This window comes from Streptosporangium sp. NPDC003464 (assembly GCF_053588315.1).
The window spans coordinates 1-14,044 of the sequence record NZ_JBSFPS010000260.1; the positions used below are offsets into that span (position 1 = coordinate 1).

Sequence of the window (14,044 nt, forward strand, 5' to 3'; positions counted from 1 at the left end):
GGCCCGGAGCGCCCCTCAGGTCAGGGCCGGGGCGGCCGACGCCGGTCTCCGCCGGACGACATGGCCCGCCGGACGCCCCGCCGCCGGACGCCCCGCCCGGATGTCAGTCCGGCCTGCCGTCGGCCGGATGCTCGACCAGGGCGAGGATCCGGCTGGACATGAACCGGGCGGTGCGCACGGCCGTACCGCTACGGGTGACCTCGCTCACCTCGACCACGCCACCGCGACGGTTGGACACCTCGACCCGGCGGCCAGCCTTGGTGGCGACGACTTCGTAGGTACGCGAGCTGTCGCCCGCGTCGATGACGATCTCTACCTTGTCGCCTTTCATGTCCGCTTTATGCCCTAAAACAGATGAATTTAGGCGTACACCAGTTTGATTATCGCTACGATTCCCACGCAAACAATGAAACCCCGCAATACGGGCGCCGGCAGCTTCCGGCCGACCTTCGCGCCGAGGAAACCACCGACCGTGGCTCCCAGCGCGACCAGCGCCACCGCACGCCAGTCCACCTCCGCCACCACGATGAACAGCACCGCCGCGGTGGCGTTGACCAGCAGCGACAGCACGTTCTTGGCGGCGTTCACCCGCTGCAGGTCGTCGTCGAGGAAGCTGCCGAGCAGTCCGATGAGCAGCACCCCCTGGGCCGCGCCGAAATAGCCGCCGTATATCCCGGCGGCGAACACCCCGAGCCACAGCCACGGCCCGCCGTGCGGATGGGGGTCCTCCCGCCGGGCGCTCAGCCACCCGTTGAGCCTGGGCTGGATCACCACCAGTACGCATGCCAGACCGATCAGGACCGGCACCACCACGTCGAAGGTGTCGGCGGGGAGGAAGAGCAGCAGCACACCGCCGATGAGGGAGCCCACGATCGAACCGGCGCCCAGCCGGACCAGCCGCTCGCGCTGCCCCTTCAGCTCGGCCCGGTAGCCGAGCGCGCCGGTCAGCGACCCGGGTACCAGCCCGATGTTGTTGGAGACGTTGGCCACGATCGGCGGCAGCCCGACGGCCACCATCGTCGGGAACGTGATCAGCGATCCCGAGCCGACGACGGCGTTGATGCCCCCGGCCCCGATCCCGGCCGCGAAAATCGCGACGGCCTCCCACGGCGTCATGACGCCCTCCTCACTCGTACGGCTCGCGCCCACGGACGGTGCACGGCACTCACCGGATGCTAGGAGGAGGACGGACCCTAATCGGCGTCGGGGGTGTCCTTCGCGTCGAAGAAGCCGAGGCTCTCGATCGCCCTGCCCAGCTCCGACGGCACGATCCACACCTTGTTGGCGCCACCCCTGGCGATCTCCGGGAGCGTCCGCAGGTATTGGTAGGCCAGCAGCCGCCGGTCCGGCCGGCCCTCGTGGATCGCGCGGAAGATCATGCCGATCGCGTCGGCCTCGCCCTTGGCCCGCATCGCCTCCGCCTCGGCGTCGGCCTGGGCCCTGAGCACCACGGCCTCCGCCTCGCCCCGCGCCTTCAGCACCTCGGCGTGCCGGTGCCCCTCGGCGGTGAGGATGGCCGCCTGCTTGTGCCCCTCGGCGGCGAGGACGGCGGCCCGCTTGTCGCGGTCGGCGCGCAGCCGCCGCTCCATCGACTCCTGGACGGAGGCCGGCGGGTCGACCGTCTTGAGCTCGGCCCGGTTGACCTGGATCCCCCACTCAGCGGCGGCGCCGCCGAGCGCCCGGCGCAGCTCGGCGTTGATCTCCTCACGCGAGGTCAGCGCGCGCTCCAGCTCCACGGCGCCGACCACGCCGCGGAGCGTGGCCACGGCGAGCTGCTCGATCCCCGCCCGGAAGTCCGCGACCCCGTAGGTCGCGGCCCGGGGGTCGACGACCTGGAAGCAGACGACCGTGTCGGCGGAGACGACGAGGTTGTCGGAGGTGCTCACCGGCTGCGGCGGGAACGAGACGATCTGCTCGCGCAGGTCGACCGTCCGCCTGATCCGGTCGATGAAGGGGATCACCAGGCTCAGCCCGGGATCGAGCGTGCGGTGGTAGCGGCCGAGCCGCTCCACGATCGCCGCGCTGGCCTGGGGGACGACATGGACCGCCCGGAACAGGGAGAACCCCGCAGCGGCCACCACGACGAATGCGGCGACAAGCGTTTCCATCAGCCACCCCGGACGGTCGAGTCAACCAGGTCACCCGCTCCGAGATGCTATTTCGTTTTACCGTTGCCGGCTCTTGAACAGCCGATAAGGGTCTCAGAAATGATGCGCCCGGGCGTACCAGCGGCCGTCGGACCCGCGCTCCAGGTTGAGCGGGACGCCGAAGGTGCGCGACAGGTTCTCGGCGGTCATCACGTGGTCGATGGGGCCCTGGGCGATCACCGAGCCGTGCCGGAGCAGCAGCGCGTGGGTGAACCCGCTGGGCACCTCCTCCACGTGGTGGGTGACCAGCACCATCGTGGGCGCCTTCGGGTCGTGCGCGAACGTCGCCAGGCGGCGGACCAGATCCTCCCGGCCGCCCAGGTCCAGCCCGGCGGCGGGCTCGTCCAGCAGCAGCAGCTCGGGGTCCGGCATGAGCGCCCGGGCGATCTGCACCCGCTTGCGCTCGCCCTCCGACAGGGTGTTGAACCGGCGCCGGATCAGGTGGGCGCAGCCGAGCTGGTCGATCAGCTCGACGGCACGGGTGACGTCGTTGGAGTCGTACTCCTCCGTCCAGCGGCCGAGGATCGCGTAGGAGGCGGTGAGCACCAGGTCGATGACCTTCTCCTCCGGCGGCACCTTCTCGGCCAGCGCGGCGCTCGCGAGCCCGATGCGGGGTCGCAGGTCGAACACGTCACTCTGGCCGAGCCGCTCGCCCAGGATCTCCACGATGCCCTCGGTGGGGAACAGCATCGCCCCGACGACCTGCAGCAGCGTCGTCTTTCCCGCGCCGTTGGGGCCGATGACGACCCACCGCTCGTCCTCGTGAACGGTCCATTCGATGTCCCGCAGCAGGGCCGCCCCGTCCCTGCGGACGGTGACGTCCTGTAGCCGAAGCACCTGACCGCCCATCCCTACGCCTCCTCGTGAATCACTCGAACAAAACCTATTGCAGGACAAGCGCATATCGTGGATCGGTGCACCCTGATTCACCGATCTCGGCCACCTTGGTCTGCTGGGGCAACGCCTGGCTCACCGGGCAGGTCGGCCTCGACGAGGCCGCCGACCGCGTGGAGCGGCAGGCCGGCCCCCAACTCGTCGCCGGAGACGACGGCGACCTCCCCCTCCGCCGCTTCCTCGCCGACCTACGCGTCGAGGGCATGAAATCCCTGCGCCTGGCGCTCCCCGTGGCGGGCGACCCGCTCGGACTCACCGGACCGCCCCCCTTCAACTCCGCGGCCATCGAGGCCGGACAGGCGGCGACAGCCGTGCTTGCCGGCAGGTGCCTCGGCCTGGTCCCCGTGCGGGACCGCCGCGGGTCATCGTACGCCGGGGTGCGCTGGAACGTACTGGAGGCCAGCACTAACGCCCCCGACATCCCCTCCCTGGCCGAGGCCGAACACGCCCTGACCATGGCGATGCGCGCGGCCACCGACGCGCTGCTCGGCGTGGAGGGCCCGGCCCAGGGCCACCGGCGGGTCAGCACCGTCGACGACGGCCTGGCCCCCGGCTACCCGGCCCGCGCCCACCGGGTCGCCGCCCTCGCCGCCCGGCTCACCGCGGTGCTCCAGGTCGCCGACGACCGGGGGCTCACCTCCGGCCAGATCGTCACCCGGAGCGAGGCCCTGCGCGACCTCGACCGCGCCGTACGGCGGGCACGCGTGGCCGCCCACCACGCCATCACCGAACTCGTCTAGCTCCCGCTCCGGCGGCTCCCGGGCGGGCGGGATCAGGCCAGGCCGTGCCGTACCGCGTAGAGGGCGGCCTGGGTCCTGTCCTGCACGCCCAGCTTCATCAGCACGTTGGAGACGTGGGTCTTCACGGTCTTCTCCGCCACCGCCAGCTCCCGGGCGATCTCGCGGTTGGAGCGGCCCGAGGCGATCAGCGTGAGCACCTCGCGCTCCCGGTCGGTCAGCGGCGCCACGGGCCCGCCGGCCGCCGGCGCGGAGGCGGGGGCGGACAGCATCGCCTCGGCGGCCTCGGGGGCCAGCAGCACCTGGCCGCCGTGGACCGCGCGGATGGCCTGGACGAGCGCGACGGGGTCGACGTCCTTGTAGAGGAACCCGGACGCGCCGGCCCGCATCGCCGGGGCGACGTCCTCCCGGTCGCTGACCGAGGTCAGCACCAGCACGCGCGGCGAGAGCCCGCGCTCGCCCAGCCCGACCAGCGTGCCGAGGCCGTCGAGGACCGGCATCTTCAGGTCGAGCAGCAGCACGTCGGGGGCGAGGGAGGCGACCAGGGCGAGCGCCTCGGTGCCGTCGGCCGCCTCCCCGACCACCTCGAGGTCGTCCTGCAGGTCCAGGAAGGTGCGCAGGCCCTGCCGGACGACCGGGTGGTCGTCGGCGATCAGCACGCGGATCACACCGGCACCTCCATCCGCACCAGGGTCCCTCGACCGGACTCCGACGTCACGCGCACGCTCCCGCCCAGGGCCTGCGCCCTGTCCTCCATCGACGCGATGCCCAGCCCCCGCCCGGCGGCGGCGGCCACGTCGAACCCCGTCCCGTCGTCCCGCACCTCCAGGACCACCCGGCCCGCCTCGCAGCCCAGCCGGACGTCCACGGCGCGCGCCGCCGCGTGCCGGGAGGCGTTGTGCAGCGCCTCCTGGGCCACCCGCAGCACCGCCACCTCGGTCGCCGGTTCGAGCGGGCACATCGCCATCTCCTCGAAGGTGAACGACGCCGGGTGCAGCCGGTCCAGCAGGCGCACGTGCTTGCCGAGCGTCTCGGCCAGGCCGTGGCGGTCGAGCTCGGCCGGCCGGAGCTCCACGATCACCGCGCGGAGCTCGGACAGCGCCTCCCCCGCCAGCCGTTCGACCCGCTCCAGCTCCCCCAGCGCCCGGTCGGGGTCGCGGGTCACCAGCGAGGCCGCCGCCTGGGCGGTGAGCCGGAGCGAGAACAGCTTCTGGGTCACCGCGTCGTGCAGCTCCCGGGCCATCCGGGTGCGCTCCTCCACCAGGGCCAGCTCCCGGCCCCGCTCGTAGAGGCGGGCGTTGGTGAGCGCGATCGCGGCGTGCGCGGCGAACATGGTGAGCAGCCGCTGGTCGGCCTCGGTGAAACCGCCCGGGGTCCGCTTGTTGGACAGGAAGACGATGCCGAGCACCTGGTCGCCGTCGCGGATCGGCACCCCGAGGAAGTCCTTGAGCACCGGATGGGCCCGCGGCCAGTATTCGAACCTGGCGTCCCTGCGGATGTCGGGCAGCCGGACCGGCGCGCCCTCCCGCAGCATCGCGCCGAGCATGCCGTGCTGGCGGGGCATCGGCCCGATCGCCTCCCACTCCTCGTCGGAGATGCCCTCGGCGACGAACTCGGCGAAGGCCCCCTCGCCGTCGGGCACGCCGAGGGCGGCGTAGCGGGCGTCCAGCAGCTGCTGCGCCGAGCGTACGATGACCTGGAGCACCTCCCGGACCGACAGATGCCTGGTCACCGCGAGCACGGCGGAGCTCACCGCGTGCAGGACGGCTTCCTGGTCTTCGTTCACGGGAAAACTCTAGGCGCCGCGGTCCGCCGCGGCGTTACGCCATGGGTCTTAGGTCCATCAGCCCATGGGGGGCCGGTCCCGCGGCCGATGTGGGCGGGCGGTCCGCTCCCTACCGTCGAGGCCATGACGAAGACCGCACTCATCACCGGCGCCTCCCGCGGACTCGGCCTGGCCCTGGCCCGTTCCCTGGCCTCCGACGGCTGGCGGCTCATCCTCACCGCGCGGGGCGCGGACGCGCTGAAGCCCGTCGCCGACGAGCTCGGCGCCCTCGCCCTCGCCGGGGACGTCGCCGACCCGGCCCACCGGGACCGGCTGGCGCACGCCGTACAGGACCACGGCGGGCTGGACCTGCTGGTCAACAACGCCTCCGGGCTGGGCGCGGTCCCGCTGCCGCCCCTGGCCGGCTACCCGCTCGACGTGCTCGAAGACCTGTTCAGGGCCAACGTGCTGGCCCCGCTGGCGCTGGTCCAGGCGTCCCTGCCCTGGCTCAGGGAGCGGCGGGGCGCGATCGTCAACATCTCCTCCGACGCGGCGGTGGAGGCGTACGAAGGCTGGGGCGGGTACGGCGCGACCAAGGCCGCCCTGGAGCAGCTGTCCAAGGTGCTGGCCGTCGAGGAGCAGCGGGTCGCGGTCTGGTGGGTCGACCCGGGCGAGATGAACACGGCGATGCTCGCCGACGCGATCGGCGCCGGGGACGCGGCCGCGGCCCCGGCCCCGGAGACGGTCGTGCCCACCCTGCGGCGGCTGATCGAGGAGCGCCCGGCGAGCGGCCGGGTGAGCCACTCATGAGCGGGCGGCCCGGCGGTCACGGCCGGCGGCCGGCGGGACCGGCGGAGGAGGGGGCGTGAGCGCGCCCGCGGCCGACGCCATGGCCCCCGACTTCGTGCTCCCGCACGACCTGGAGGCGCACGAGCCGCCGGAGGCGCGAGGGCTGGCCCGTGACGGGGTGCGGCTCCTGGTCTCCGACGGCGCCACCGGCGAGATCGCCCACCACACCTTCACCGAGCTGCCCGGCCTGCTCAGCCCCGGCGACCTGCTGGTGGTCAACAACTCCGCGACACTCCCGGCCGCGGTCCGGCTCGACCGGCTGGCGGTGCACTTCTCCACCGAGCGCGAGGACGGGACCTGGCTGGTGGAGCTGCGCCGCCGGGTGGAGCGCAGGTCCGGGCCCGGCCGCGCGGGCGCGTCCGCCGGGCGGGACCCGCGCGGGCGAGGGCCCGCCGGGGACGCGGCCACGGAGGCGGACGCGGCCGGCGAGCCCTATCAGGGAGGCGCGCCCGGAGAGTGGCTGCCGCTGCCCGGCGGGGCCACGCTGCGCCTGCTGGAGCGGGAGACCCCACGCCTGTGGCGGGCCCGGCTGGACCGCGAGGTCCCCGCCTACCTGCGCCGCTACGGCGTGCCGATCCGCTACTCCTACGTGGAGCGGGACTGGCCCCTGGCCGACTACCAGACCGTGTTCGGGGTCCGGCCCGGCAGCGCGGAGATGCCCAGCGCCGGACGGCCGTTCACCGCGGAGCTGGTGACCGGACTGGTCTCGCGTGGGGTCGGCGTCGCGCCGATCACCCTGCACACCGGGGTGGCCTCGCCGGAGAAGGACGAGCCGCCCTATCCGGAGTGGTTCGAGGTGCCCGGGCCGACCGCGCGGCAGGTCGAGCTCACCCGCCGGTCCGGAGGCCGGGTGATCGCGGTGGGCACGACCGTGGTGCGGGCCCTGGAGACGGCCGCGTCGGCCGGCGGGCCGCTGCGGGCCGCGCGGGGCTGGACCTCGCACCTGGTGACCCCCTCGTCCGGGGTGCGGGCGGTGAACGGCCTGATCACCGGCCTGCACGAGCCGCGCTCCAGCCACCTGCTGATGCTGTCGGCGATCGCCGGGGACGGGCTGCTCTCCCGGAGCTACCGGGAGGCTCTGCGGGAGGGTTATCTCTGGCACGAATTCGGCGATGTCCACCTGATCGTCCGATAGCCAGTCAGGCACAAGGGGTTTCCAAGTCGGACGTCCCATGCTGGGCCCAGCAGACAACGGGGAACCCCTGATTCCGACTGGAGTAAGAAATGCGCCGGCACCTGACCGCCTCCGCCGTCATCGCCCTGGCGGGAGGCCTGCTCCTCGCCCCTGGCACCGCGAACGCCGCCCCGGCCGTCCCGGCCGCGGCCCACGTGAACCCACCGCTCTCGCCGCTGAAGCTGACCGCCTTCTACCCGCGCCGGGCCTACGCGGGCGACACGATCACCTACACGCTCAAGACCAAGAACGTCGGCGAGTGGTCCACCGACATCGCCTACATCGGAGGCTACGTCCCCAAGCAGGCCCGCAAGGTCCAGATCACCGGCCCCTCCGGCTCCGTCTGCGACGTCGACAGGCGCGAGGTGGGCTGCCTGCTCGACACCCTGCGGCCGGGCCGGACCGCCACGGTCAAGGTCAAGGTCTGGCTCAGGAGCAGCGCGCGGGGCACCGCGTCGGCCGAGTTCGCCTCGGCGTCGATCGACGTCCCCGCGGGCGGGCTCGACACCCTGAACATCCACGGCATCGACGTCGGCAGCGACCTGAAGTACGTGCGGGTCAAGACCCGGATCATCCCCTAGTCCGCATCCGGACGGCGGACGCGGGCGGCCCGTGCGAGGCGGGCGGCCCGTGCGAGGTGGGCGGCCCGGCGCGGGACCCCGGCCGTTCTGTACAGCCGCCGTCCGATATATGCCTCAATAAATCACTTTACATAGATAATTTTTACTTTATCTAATATGTGTGATAAAACGCTGCGGACTTTCACGGGGGCGACCGCAGCGCCCTCGCACCCCTCAACTGGGAGACGTTTAATGCGCCACCCGATCCACAAGATCGCCGCTCTGGCCCTGGCCATTCCGCTCGCGGGCACGACCCTGCTCGCCACGCCGGCCTCGGCCGCTCCCACCAAGGCCCCGGCCGCGGCCGTCCAGAAGGCCGACGACCCCTACTCCTCCTTCGACGTCAAGCTCTCGGCGCCGAGCAAGGCCCGGGCCGGAGCGACGATCACCTACTCGATCAAGGCCACCAACACCGGCCCCTACGAGGCCACCTCCTACTACCTCGGTGGCGTGCTGCCCAAGGGGTCCAAGGTCGTCCGAGTCGGCGCGCCCAAGGGGACCGAGTGCGACTGGTACGAGGACGGCTTCTGGTGCTGGACCCCCTACGCCCTTGAGGTGGGCGAGTACGACAGCATCAAGATCATGGTGAAGCTCGGCAAGAAGTCCAAGGGCACCGCCGAGGCCGTCCTCGGCGTCGACACCTACGACGAGCCGACCGGCGCGGACAACCTGAGCCGTGACGAGTACGAGCGCCTGGGCATCAAGAGCTGGTACTTCGTGAAGAAGGTCAAGACCAGGATCACGCGCTAGCCGCACGCCGTGAGAGCCCCCGTCCTGTCCCAGGGCGGGGGCTCTCCGCTCTCCGGCCCCCGCGCGGGCCGCAGGCGTGCGGACAACCTCATATCCGTCCGGGCCCGGCACCGGGCAGGATCTGCCTATGACCACTTCCGGATACCGCACGGTCCATGACTGAGCTCAGGGTCGTCCTGGCCGAGGACCACTACCTGGTGCGGGAGGGCACCCGCAGGCTCCTGGAGACATCCGGGGAGATCAAGGTGGTGGCGGCCGTGGGCACCGCCGACGAACTGCTCGACGCCGCCCGGCGGCTCCGGCCCGACGTGGTGGTCACCGACATCCGGATGCCCGGCTCGGCCGGGCTCGTGCGCGCGGGCATGGAGGGGATCGACGCCGCGCACCGGATCCGGGGCGCCTCGCGGGACATCGGGGTCGTGGTGCTCTCCCAGTTCTCCGACGCGATGTTCGCGCTGGACCTGTTCAGGGACGGCACCGAGGGCCGGGCGTACCTGCTCAAGGACCGGGTCGGGGACATCGACGAGCTGCTCGGCGCGATCCGGTCGGTGGCCGCGGGCGGGTCCGTGATCGACCCCAAGGTCGTGGAGGGCCTGCTGGCCAAGCGCGGGGTGCGGGACAACCCGCCGCCCGCCGAGCTGACCCCCAGGGAGCTGGACGTGCTGCGGGAGATGGCGCACGGCCTGTCCAACGGCGGCATCGCCCGCGCCCTGCACCTGTCGGTCTCCGCGATCGAGAAGCACGTCAACTCGATCTTCATGAAGCTCGCCCTGGAGAACAGCCCCGACACCCACCGGCGGGTGGCGGCCGTCATCGCCTACCTCGGACCGAGGTGACACGCCGGTCCGGATCGGCCCCGGCCCGGCCGGTCCGGACAGCGCCCCCGGAGGGCACGCGGGCCGGGCTCAGACCGCGACCCGGAGGGCACGCGCGGCCGGCGATCCGGAGGGCACGCGCGGCCGGGATCAGACCGCGACCCGGGCACCCCGCACGGCCGGGCTCAGGCCGCGACCGGGACACCGTGCGCGGCCGGGGCGATCACCACGGAGGCGATCGAGGACTCCGCCGCCCAGGCCAGGGACCTGCGGTCGCGGGCCTGGACCGGGGGCAGCAGCGTCACCTCCACGGTCAGCCGCCGGAACGCCGCCACCCGCAGCATCGAGGCGGGCACGGTGTCGTCGCCGACGTAGGCGGCCACGCCGGCCGGGAGCCCGTCCGGGCCCAGATACCTGATCGCCACCGGCCGCACCGGGGCCCCGGCGTCCAGCGCCGCCTGGAACACGGCCGGCCGGAAGGCACCCATCTCCCGGCCGCACCAGGTGGTGCCCTCCGGGAAGGCGGTCACCGGGTGGCCCTCGCCGAGCGCCGCGGCCACCCGGCCGACCGCCTCCGGCAGCGCCGACAGCCGGTCCCTGTCGATGAACAGCGCGCCCGCCCCCGCCGCCAGCAGGCCGATCAGCGGCCACCTCCGGACCTCGTGCTTGGCCAGCGGGCGCGAGGGCAGCACGGCGGACATGACGAGCGGATCCAGCCACGAGACGTGGTTGGCCACGATCAGCGGGGCCGCCTCGGAGACGGGGACCACGCGGAGCCCGGCGGCCGAACCCGCCAGGAAGGTGAAGCCCCGCCGCACCTCGATCCGGACCCCGAGGGCCCGCAGCACCAGCCGGGACCAGAGGCTCGCCAGCCGGACCCGCCCCGCCGTACCGGACCCGCGGGCGAGGAGCGCCGGCACCACCCCGGCGAGGACCGACAGCGCGACGGCCGCCAGCCGCAGGGCCCGGCGCGGCCGGGACACCTTCGCGGCCGGTGGCGTGAGGCAGGTGGCGGGCATGCACGGCGCCACCGGCAGCCACGGGTTCATGCGGGGGCTCCCAGGAAGTGCCGCAGGTAGCGAGGGTCCAGGTTGGCCATCGACAGCAGGACGAAGAAGTCGGCCGTGCCGAACTCGGGATCGTGGGCGGGCGGCCCGCAGACCCACGCGCCCAGCCGGATGTAGCTCCGCAGCAGGGCGGGCACCGCGACCCGCCCGGCGGCGTGGCCGCCGCGCCAGGGGCGGTGCGGGGTGACGCGATACTCCGGCGGGGCGAGCGGCAGCCGGTCCATGACCCCCGCGGCGTCGGCCACCGGCACCGAGCAGCACCCGGCCAGCCAGCCGTACCCTCCGGCGAGCATGTAGCGCGCGATGCCCGCCCACAGCAGCCCGACCACGGTGCCGCACCGGTGGTCGGCGTGCACGCAGGCCCGGCCCGCCTCGACCAGGTCCGCCCGGATCCCGGACAGCGCGCCGAGGTCGAACTCGGAGTCGGCGTAGAACCGGTCGGCCCGGCGGGGGGCGAGCAGCCGGTAGGTGCCGACGACCTCACCCGTGCCGCCGTGCCGTACCAGCAGGTGGTCGCAGTAGGCGTCGAGCGGATCGACGTCCAGGCCGGTGATGGGGGTGTCCAGCCGGGCGCCCATCTCCTCGGCGAAGACCCGGTGGCGCAGGCGCTGGGCCGCACGCATCTCGACAGCGGTGGTGGCCAGCCCGACCGTGTAGCGAGCGAGGCGTTGCTCTGCGGGGATGGTCGTCATGAGTTCATGAAGACAGTCGCAGGTGACGCGGGGCGGAAGGGGACCGCGAACTTCAGGCGTCCGGATGATGAACCGCATTCACGCTCGATTCCGGGGCCAAGTAGCTTAGATACCGATGAACCAGCGCACGCTTCTGATCACGTTGACCGGCCCCGACCGCCCCGGGGTCACCTCGCGGCTCTTCTCCGTCCTGGCCGGTTTCCCTGTCCTCGTCGCCGACGTCGAGCAGGTCGTCATCCGCGGCCGGCTCACCCTGGGTGTCCTCGTCGCCTACGCGGGCGACACCCCGACCGGCACGGGCAGCACCATAGGAGCCCTGTGGACCGCGGTCGAGCGGACCGCCGAGGACATGGGCCTGCACGTGGAGCTGTCCACCGGCTCCGACCCGCAGGAGAAGCGGCGCCGGGGGCGGCTGCACGTCACCGTGCTCGGCTCGCCCCTGCAGCCCGCCGCGATGGCCGGCATCTCGGGCCGGATCGCCGCGGCCGGCGCCAACATCGACCGGATCGAGCGGCTGTCCAACTACCCGGTGACCTGCATCGAGCTGGCCGTCTCCGGCGCCGACCCCGACGCGCTCCGGGCCGAGCTCGCCGCCGAGGCGCACGCGCAGCAGGTCGACGTGGCCGTGCAGCGGACCGGCCTGCACCGCAGGGCCAAGCGGCTGATCGTGATGGACGTGGACTCCACGCTCATTCAGGCCGAGGTGATCGAGCTGCTGGCCGAGCACGCGGGCTGCCTGGATGAGGTCGCCCGGGTCACCGAGGAGGCGATGCGCGGCGAGCTCGACTTCGCCGAGTCGCTGCGCCGCCGGGTCGCGCTGCTGGCGGGTCTCCCCGAGGAGATCTTCGAGAAGGTCCGCAAGGAGCTGGTGCTCACCCCCGGCGCCCGCACGCTGGTGCGGACGCTCAAGCGGCTGGACTACCGGTTCGCGATCGTCAGCGGCGGGTTCACCCAGCTCACCGACTCCCTCGTCCAGGATCTCGGCATCGACTACTCCGCGGCCAACACCCTGGAGGTCGTCGACGGCGTGCTCACCGGACGGGTCGTCGGCGAGATCGTCGACCGCCCCGGCAAGGCGCGGGCCCTGGAGCGCTTCGCCCGCGAGGCGGGCATCCCGATCAGCCAGACCGTGGCCATCGGCGACGGCGCCAACGACCTGGACATGATCGCGGCGGCCGGCCTGGGCATCGCGTTCAACGCCAAGCCGGTGGTCCGTCAGGCCGCCGACACCGCGGTCAACGTGCCCTACCTCGACTCGATCCTCTACCTGCTCGGCATCCCCCGCGCCGAGGTCGAGGCCGCCGACGCCGAAGACGGCGTCACCTTCGTGGAGCGGTGAGCGCCGCCAGCCGGAGAGCCTCGGCGCTGAGCCCCTTCAGCGTCGGCTGCGCCGCGGCGGCGTGCATGATCCCGCGGCGCACCCCGGTCATCTGATCGGCCGCGCCCCCGGCCACCTCGTCCAGCCGGCGCGCCGTCAGCACGTCGACGTGGGCGCCGAGCTCGTCCAGGACGCGGTCCAGATCGTCGGGCGGCGTCTCGGGGCGCTCCGTCCCGACCGCCTCGGCGACGTTCTCCAGCCGGTCGGCGACCATGTCGAGCACCGTCGCCGTCGGCCCGGACTCCTCGCTGGGCGGCGGCACGGCGAACAGTGCCAGCGCGTTGTCCCGCAGCCGCCGGGCGGCCGTCACCGCGTCCCTGAGCCGCCGCGGTGCGCTGCCCCCGGGCTCCTTGTCCAGCCGATCCAGGGAGACGGCGAACCGGTCGGCGGCGTCGGCGGCCGAGGAGACCCTGGCGCGCACCTCGTCGGGGTCCTGGTCGATCAGCGACCGCACCAGCGCGGCGTGCCGCCCGAGCATGTCCACTGCCCTGCCGGTCAGCTCCGCCCGCTGTCCCCGGGGCCACAGCAGCCGGGCGAAGGCCAGCGCCAGCGCCCCGCCGGCGGCCGTCAGGACCACCCGGGCCGCCGCCGCGCCCCAGTCGAGCGGCAGGGAGAAGTCCGACAGCATCAGCGACAGCGGGGTGGCGAAGATCGTCCAGTAACCGTAGCTGGTCCCTCGCAGCGCGAACCCCAGCACCGCGCAGACCGCGATGAACAGCAGCAGGTAGAGGTGGCCGGGCGCGACCGCCAGCACCACCGCCGCGCCCGCCGCGCCCACCGCGGTGCCGGCCGTCCTCAGCACCACCCGCTCGACCGTGTCGAAGTACGCCGGGCGGAGGCTGACGATCACGGTCACCACGAACCACTTGGCGTAGTGCTCGTGGATCACCAGCATCAGCGCCATGGCCAGGGACACCGCCAGACCCAGCCGCACCGGGTGGTACCCGGTGAAGAACACCGGCCTGCGCAACCGGCCGAACCTGGGCAGGCGCGGCCCGATCTCGACCCCCTCGGCCGCCTGCTGCGCCACCGACCGCACCGCCATCCCGATCCGGTCCAGGCCCGGTGACCGAGTAGACCGAGCGGGTGTCGGGCCGGGCGGAGAGGGCCTCGGCGACCTGCCCGGCCGTACAGGGAGCGACCTGGACGTGCAGGT

16 protein-coding genes are annotated in these 14,044 nt (G+C 73.2%); 7 read left to right on the top strand and 9 right to left on the bottom strand.

Features of this window, described 5'->3' with window-relative positions:
* Window positions 1–103 precede the first annotated feature (103 nt).
* The 4 genes from ACWDS7_RS38745 to ACWDS7_RS38760 all read right to left on the bottom strand — a co-directional run bounded on the left by ACWDS7_RS38745 (window position 104) and on the right by ACWDS7_RS38760 (window position 2,996).
* On the bottom strand, window positions 104–331 hold the full coding sequence (locus ACWDS7_RS38745) for a hypothetical protein (protein ID WP_306860563.1): 228 nt from the start codon (window positions 329–331) through the stop codon (window positions 104–106).
* Window positions 332–360: 29 nt separating this feature from the next.
* Entirely contained in the window at window positions 361–1,116 is a 756-nt protein-coding gene (locus ACWDS7_RS38750; RefSeq protein WP_451933315.1) for a sulfite exporter TauE/SafE family protein, read from the bottom strand.
* Window positions 1,117–1,193: 77 nt separating this feature from the next.
* Entirely contained in the window at window positions 1,194–2,108 is a 915-nt protein-coding gene (locus ACWDS7_RS38755; RefSeq protein WP_306860569.1) for an SPFH domain-containing protein, read from the bottom strand.
* A 93-nt stretch (window positions 2,109–2,201) separates the two neighbouring features.
* On the bottom strand, window positions 2,202–2,996 hold the full coding sequence (locus ACWDS7_RS38760) for an ABC transporter ATP-binding protein (RefSeq protein WP_306860571.1): 795 nt from the start codon (window positions 2,994–2,996) through the stop codon (window positions 2,202–2,204).
* Between the two features lie 65 nt (window positions 2,997–3,061).
* Here ACWDS7_RS38760 and ACWDS7_RS38765 point away from each other — a divergent pair, with 65 nt between their 5' ends.
* Window positions 3,062–3,781, top strand: a complete 720-nt coding sequence (locus ACWDS7_RS38765; protein ID WP_451933316.1) for a hypothetical protein — start codon at window positions 3,062–3,064, stop codon at window positions 3,779–3,781.
* A gap of 32 nt (window positions 3,782–3,813) precedes the next feature.
* Here the strand turns inward: ACWDS7_RS38765 and ACWDS7_RS38770 are convergent, their stop codons facing one another.
* Window positions 3,814–4,446, bottom strand: a complete 633-nt coding sequence (locus ACWDS7_RS38770) for a response regulator (protein ID WP_306860575.1) — start codon at window positions 4,444–4,446, stop codon at window positions 3,814–3,816.
* A complete protein-coding gene (locus tag ACWDS7_RS38775) occupies window positions 4,443–5,564 on the bottom strand; it encodes a GAF domain-containing sensor histidine kinase (protein ID WP_451933317.1) in 1,122 nt (373 codons plus the stop codon). The genes ACWDS7_RS38770 and ACWDS7_RS38775 overlap by 4 nt, the downstream gene beginning before the upstream one ends.
* A gap of 123 nt (window positions 5,565–5,687) precedes the next feature.
* Between ACWDS7_RS38775 and ACWDS7_RS38780 the strand changes: the two genes are divergently transcribed.
* From ACWDS7_RS38780 to ACWDS7_RS38800, 5 genes are all read left to right on the top strand, one after another.
* Complete coding sequence (locus tag ACWDS7_RS38780; RefSeq protein ID WP_306860579.1) at window positions 5,688–6,353, top strand: SDR family oxidoreductase; 666 nt, start codon at window positions 5,688–5,690, stop codon at window positions 6,351–6,353.
* Between the two features lie 55 nt (window positions 6,354–6,408).
* On the top strand, window positions 6,409–7,527 hold the full coding sequence (locus ACWDS7_RS38785) for an S-adenosylmethionine:tRNA ribosyltransferase-isomerase (RefSeq protein WP_451933318.1): 1,119 nt from the start codon (window positions 6,409–6,411) through the stop codon (window positions 7,525–7,527).
* Window positions 7,528–7,616: 89 nt separating this feature from the next.
* Window positions 7,617–8,147 (top strand): hypothetical protein, encoded by a 531-nt coding sequence (locus ACWDS7_RS38790; RefSeq protein WP_451933319.1) that lies wholly within the window; start codon window positions 7,617–7,619, stop codon window positions 8,145–8,147.
* A gap of 231 nt (window positions 8,148–8,378) precedes the next feature.
* Entirely contained in the window at window positions 8,379–8,936 is a 558-nt protein-coding gene (locus tag ACWDS7_RS38795) for a hypothetical protein (RefSeq protein WP_451933320.1), read from the top strand.
* A 155-nt stretch (window positions 8,937–9,091) separates the two neighbouring features.
* Window positions 9,092–9,772: a response regulator gene (locus tag ACWDS7_RS38800; protein WP_451933321.1), complete on the top strand. Its 681-nt coding sequence runs from the start codon at window positions 9,092–9,094 to the stop codon at window positions 9,770–9,772.
* Between the two features lie 164 nt (window positions 9,773–9,936).
* Here the strand turns inward: ACWDS7_RS38800 and ACWDS7_RS38805 are convergent, their stop codons facing one another.
* Window positions 9,937–10,800, bottom strand: a complete 864-nt coding sequence (locus ACWDS7_RS38805) for a lysophospholipid acyltransferase family protein (protein ID WP_451933322.1) — start codon at window positions 10,798–10,800, stop codon at window positions 9,937–9,939.
* Window positions 10,797–11,510: a GNAT family N-acetyltransferase gene (locus ACWDS7_RS38810; protein WP_451933323.1), complete on the bottom strand. Its 714-nt coding sequence runs from the start codon at window positions 11,508–11,510 to the stop codon at window positions 10,797–10,799. Before ACWDS7_RS38810 ends, ACWDS7_RS38805 begins: the two co-directional genes overlap by 4 nt.
* A gap of 115 nt (window positions 11,511–11,625) precedes the next feature.
* On the opposite strand from ACWDS7_RS38810, the gene serB reads away from it, so the two are divergent.
* Complete coding sequence (serB, locus tag ACWDS7_RS38815; protein WP_306860594.1) at window positions 11,626–12,849, top strand: phosphoserine phosphatase SerB; 1,224 nt, start codon at window positions 11,626–11,628, stop codon at window positions 12,847–12,849.
* On the opposite strand, the gene ACWDS7_RS38820 is transcribed toward serB, so the two are convergent.
* On the bottom strand, window positions 12,830–13,933 hold the full coding sequence (locus ACWDS7_RS38820; protein WP_451933324.1) for an FUSC family protein: 1,104 nt from the start codon (window positions 13,931–13,933) through the stop codon (window positions 12,830–12,832). The genes serB and ACWDS7_RS38820 overlap by 20 nt on opposite strands.
* Window positions 13,934–14,044 lie beyond the last annotated feature (111 nt).